The following is a 5,373-nucleotide window of genomic DNA, read 5'->3' as shown; positions in this document are numbered from 1 at the left end:
TGTGGATGGGGACGCTCCTTCACTATCTCGCGACACGATTTGTCCGAGCTTGCATTTCGTTCCACCCTCTCCGTTGGCAAAGAACGCCGCGACAACGCGGGGCCTGCCTTGCGTCACACGATCCATGACAACTGCCGCTAAATAGCCAATGCAACGTTTTCCGCGCGGCGGCGTTTGTTGCAGGTTGATTTGCCAGTTCCAGGATGGCTCTGTCGCAAGCCTTGGGGGACCGATGTCCGATTTCGTGATCGAGGAAGGGCTGCCCTATCCACTGGGCGCCCATTGGAGCGGCCATGGCACCAACTTCGCGGTGTTTTCCGCCAACGCCACCAAGGTCGAGGTCTGCCTGTTCGACGGCGAGCGCGAGACGCATCGCTTCGAGCTGCCGGAATATACCGACCAGGTGTTTCACGGCTTCATCAACGGCGTACAACCCGGCACGTTCTACGGCTATCGCGTCTACGGCCCCTACCAACCGGACGGCGGCCACAGGTTCAATCCGAACAAGCTGCTGCTCGATCCCTATGCGTGTGCCCATGCGGGCAGCCTGACCTGGAATCCGGCGGTGTTCGGCTACAAGATGGAATCGGGCGACGACTTGACCTTCGACACGCGCGACAGCGCGCCGTTCATGCCGAAATGCGTGGTGGTCGATCCCAACTTCGACTGGGTCCAGGAGGCGCAGCGGCAGGACGTGCACTGGGACGAGACCGTCGTCTACGAAACCCACGTCAAGGGTTTTACCAGGCAGCACCCGGGCATCGCTGAAAACCTGCGCGGCACCTATGCCGGCTTCGGCTCGAACGCGGCGATCGATCATCTGAAGGGGCTCGGCATCACCTCGGTCGAGCTGCTGCCGGTGCATTCCTTCATCAACGACAGCAATTTGCTGGACAAGCACCTCACCAATTACTGGGGCTACAACACGATCGGCTTCTTCGCGCCGGACCCGCGCTATGCCGCCGATGTCGCCAACAGCCTGCGCGAATTCAAGGAGATGGTGTCGCGACTGCATGGCGCAGGTCTCGAAGTCATTCTGGATGTCGTCTACAACCACACCGCCGAAGGCAATGAGCGCGGCCCGACGCTGTCGTTCAAGGGCATCGACAATGCGAGCTATTACCGGCTGCTGCCCGACAAAAGGCGCTACTACATCAACGACACCGGCACCGGCAACACGGTAAACCTGTCGCATCCCCGCGTGATCCAGATGGTGATGGACAGCCTGCGCTACTGGGCCGGCCATATGCATGTCGACGGCTTCCGCTTCGATCTCGGCACCATCCTGGCGCGCGAGGTCTACGGCTTCGACGAGCAGTCCGGCTTCCTGAAGGCGATGAACCAGGACCCGTTGCTCGCCACCGTCAAGCTGATCGCAGAACCCTGGGACTGCGGCCCCGGCGGCTACCAGGTCGGCGGCTTCCCGCCGGGCTGGGCGGAATGGAACGACAAGTACCGCAACACCGTGCGCGACTTCTGGCGCGGCGAGACTGCGCCCGGCGCGCTGGCGCCGCGGCTGCTCGGCTCGCATGACGTGTTCAACCGCGAGGGCCGCCGCACCTGGGCCAGCGTCAACTTCATCACCGCCCATGACGGGTTCACGCTGAACGACTGGGCGAGCTACAACAACAAGCACAACGAGGCGAACGGCGAGCACAACAGCGACGGCTCGTCCGACAACCACTCCTGGAATTGCGGCGCCGAGGGCCCGACCGACAACCCCGAGATCCGCACTTTGCGCGAACGCCAGAAGCGCAACATGCTGGCGACGCTATTGGCCTCGCAGGGCACACCGATGCTGCTCGGCGGCGACGAGTTCGGCCGCACCCAGCGTGGCAACAACAACGCCTATTGCCAGGACAACGACATCTCCTGGTTCGACTGGAATTTTTCCGACGACGCCGAGAAGCTGCTCGCCTTCACCAAGCGGATGATCAAGCTGCGGCGCGACTATCCGATCCTTCGCCGCAGCCGCTTCCTTTCGGGCGATCGCGATCCCCAGCTCGAGATCCGCGACGTGGTCTGGATCAGCACCTCAGGCGTGGAGATGACGCCGGCCGACTGGACCACCGGCTGGATCAAATGCTTCGGTGTCGTGCTCGACGGCCGCGCCCGCAAGACCGCCATCGCCCGCGCGGCGAAGACGACACCGTGCTTCTCATCCTCAACAGCTATGAGGGCAAGGTCGACTTCAAGCTGCCGCCGACGTCTGCCGGCCCGCACTGGTCGCTGCTCGTGGATACCAATGCGCCGGAGCAACCGGCGGGTGCGCCGTTTGCGTTCGACAGCACCTGCAAGGTGACCGGCCGCTCGTTCGTGCTGCTCACGGCGGGTGAGGTCAAGTAGGGCGGATCAGCGAGGCGTAATCCGCCGCGGACCGACCGCGGATGGCGGATTAACAAAGTTGCTCGCCGCGGCTGGCGTGCACCTCCACTCAGACCGTGCAGGCCTGAACGATCTTCGGCAGGTAGCCCTGGCAAAAATCCAGATAGGTTCGCACGATGGTCGATTGGTTACGGTGCGGCGGATAGAGCAGGTTGAGCGACCACTCCGGCAACGGATGCTGCGGCAGCAACCGGATCAGGCGTTTGTCACGGATCGCCGCCGCGACCAGGAAGGGCGGCAGCTCCGTGACCACGTCGCCGCGCAGCGCCCGGGTGCACAGATGATGATAGTCGTTGGTGGACAGCACGGCGTTGGGCTCGACGACATGCCCGCCGAGGTCCCAGCGCACCTGGGTATCGATCCGCGATGCCCATACCCCGCACGGCAGGTGATGCAGCGCGTCCGGGTGTTTCGGCTGCCCGAAGCGCTTGATCAACCGCGGACTGGCGACGAGAACATTGCGGAACGACAGCACGCGGCGCGCCACCATCGCCTCGTGAACGATCGCGCCGACCCGAAGCGCGACATCGATGCCGTCCTCGACCAGGTCGACGCGGCGCTCGGTCGAGTAGAGGTGAATTTGGATGTCCGGATAGCGCTGCTGGAAGGCGGCCAGCAGCTCCCACCACGGCTCGAATGTCTGCGGCAGCGACAGGCGCAAACGTCCCTTCAACTGCATCTGGTCGTTGACGACCACCTGCTCGGCTTCCAGCAGCTGCTCGATGCCCTGGACGGCGCGCTCGTGCAGCCGCGCGCCGGCATCCGTCAGCTTCGCGCCGCGCGCCGATCGCTCCAGCAACTGCACCTTCAGCTGCCGTTCGAGATCTCTGATCCGGCGGCTCAGTGTCGGCAGCGGAATCTCGAGCCGTGCGGCTCCCGCCGAGAGGCTGCCGGCCTGAACGACCGCGACGAACATCCTGACCGCGTTGAGATCCATGCGAGCAGCCTATCATATCTGGAAGGGTTGTTGCCAATCCTGGGCATTCATTTTCATATTTGGTTGGCCTACCTCTCCGGCCATGAGGGACCTCACCTCCGGAGAGCCTATGAAAACGAGCATCCTGACAGCCATGACATTCGCGCTCGCAAGTTCGGCCGCATCGGCCCAAACACCGGCGTCACCGCCGCAACCCGTCACCGTCGCGAACTACGCGCGGGCACAGACCGACGTCTATTTCGCCGGCGTGGTCAAAGGCGGCGGCTTCGGAAAATTCCGTCATGGCCGCGAGCTTGCACCACCGGTGCAGCAAGGCATCGTCCGCCCCAACCGCGACACGCTGTACTCGTTTGCGATCTTCGATCTCGATGCCGGACCGGTGACGATCACGCTGCCGGCCGGCGCAAGGCGCTTCATGGCGATGCAAATCGTCAATGAGGATCAATACACCACGGGCGTGTATTACGGCGCGGGCAGCCACACCCTGACGCGCGAGACGATCGGCACGCGCTATGCCATTGCGGTGGTCCGCTTCCTGGTCGATTTCTCCGACAGCGAAGAGATCCGGCAGGTTCACGCCTTGCAGGACGCGATTGCATCGAAGCAGGAACGCCCCGGCACGTTCGATATTCCGAACTGGGATCAAGCCAGCCTCAACCGGGTGAAGGCAGCGCTGTTGCAGCTTGGCACCACGGTCTCCGATACGCGGCGCATGTTCGGCGCCGACGCGCAGCAGGTCGACCCGGTGAAGCATTTGATCGGCAGCGCCATGCTGTGGGGCGGCAATCCCGAGAAGGACGCGCTTTATCTCCCGATCACGCCGGCGCGCAACGACGGCAGCACGGTGCACACGCTGACGGTGAAGGATGTTCCCGTCGACGGTTTCTGGTCGCTCACGGTCTACAACAGCGACGGCTATCTGCAGCCGAACCCGACCAACAGCTACGCAGTGAACAGCATCACCGCCGCGAAGGCCGCCGACGGTACGACCACCATCCAGTTCGGCGGCTGCGACGGCAAGGCCACCAACTGCCTGCCGATCACGCAGGGGTGGAATTACACCGTGCGGCTATTTCAACCGCGCTCCGACGTTCTGGACGGGAGCTGGAAATTTCCCGAGGCGCGGCCTGCGGATTGAGCCGCGTCCACTGCCGCGATCCCTCCAAGGTCCCTCCCCGCGACCCCGTCGGCCAATTGACATTCGCCGTCGGGGTGCCAGACTTCGCGGAAAATTAGGGGTGGAGACCTCTGGATGGCCAATCTTTCGGCCTCGAATCACGTCGCCCGTGTTTTATCGGCGGCCAATCAGTTGGCTGGCCTCGACACCGAGGCGCGGATTGCCGCGTCCTGGCGGCGCTGCGTGGTCAATCACAACCTCGATCCGGCCCGGCGCGGGCCGCCCCAAACCCTGACCGAAGCCGAGGTCCGGCACATCGCCGAACCGATGGAGGATTTGATCCAGGTCGCGATCCCGGAGCTCGAGGATCTTGCCCGGGTGCTCCACGACTCCGGCTACTGCGTCAACCTCGCCGATCCCAACGCGACGATGCTGGTGAGCCGCCTGCCCGGGGGCGACTACGCGCGGATGTTCCTGGAATGGAAAATCTACACCGGCTCGAACTTCGCCGAGACCTTCGAGGGCACCAACGGGCTCGGCACCGCGCTCGCCGAGCAGCGGCCGATCATCGTGCATGGCGACGAGCATTTCCGTGAGCAGTGGCACATGTTCACCTGCGCGGTGTCGCCGCTGTTCGACCATGCCGGCCGGCTCGCCGGCGCCGTCAACATCTCCTCCTGCCGCAGCGATCTCGGCCGCAGCGCGCATGAACTGGCGCTCGCCGTCACCGCGGAAGCGACGCGGCGGATCGAGCAGTCGTTCTTCCGCCGGCGCTACCGCGCCTCATGGATCGCGACACTGCCCGGCGACGGCCACGGCATGCTCGCCTATGACGACGACCGCCGCGTGGTCGGCGCCTGCCGCACCGCGCGCGGCGAGTTCGGGCTGACCGATGCGATGATCGATGACGGCATCGACCTGTCGCGCCTGATTC

At 64.3% G+C, this 5,373-nt stretch carries 3 protein-coding genes and 1 pseudogene; 3 read left to right on the top strand and 1 reads right to left on the bottom strand.

All coding sequences use genetic code 11. The features are described 5' to 3' along the window. The first annotated feature begins 232 nt into the window (after positions 1–232). Positions 233–2,346: pseudogene (gene glgX, locus H8B02_RS44895) on the top strand (glycogen debranching protein GlgX). Positions 2,347–2,434: 88 nt separating this feature from the next. On the opposite strand, the gene H8B02_RS44890 reads toward glgX, so the two are convergent. Continuing rightward, positions 2,435–3,322: a LysR family transcriptional regulator gene (locus H8B02_RS44890; protein WP_229172159.1), complete on the bottom strand. Its 888-nt coding sequence runs from the start codon at positions 3,320–3,322 to the stop codon at positions 2,435–2,437. A gap of 109 nt (positions 3,323–3,431) precedes the next feature. On the opposite strand from H8B02_RS44890, the gene H8B02_RS44885 reads away from it, so the two are divergent. Next, positions 3,432–4,460, top strand: coding sequence for a DUF1254 domain-containing protein (locus H8B02_RS44885; protein WP_229172158.1), 1,029 nt, complete (start codon positions 3,432–3,434; stop codon positions 4,458–4,460). Between the two features lie 114 nt (positions 4,461–4,574). Next, positions 4,575–5,373: GAF domain-containing protein (locus H8B02_RS44880; RefSeq protein ID WP_229172157.1), on the top strand; the 799-nt coding region annotated here is incomplete at its 3' end.

Source organism: Bradyrhizobium altum, from assembly GCF_020889705.1.
Classification (GTDB): Bacteria; Pseudomonadota; Alphaproteobacteria; order Rhizobiales; family Xanthobacteraceae; genus Bradyrhizobium; species Bradyrhizobium altum.
This window is presented reverse-complemented; position numbering and strand designations above follow the sequence as displayed.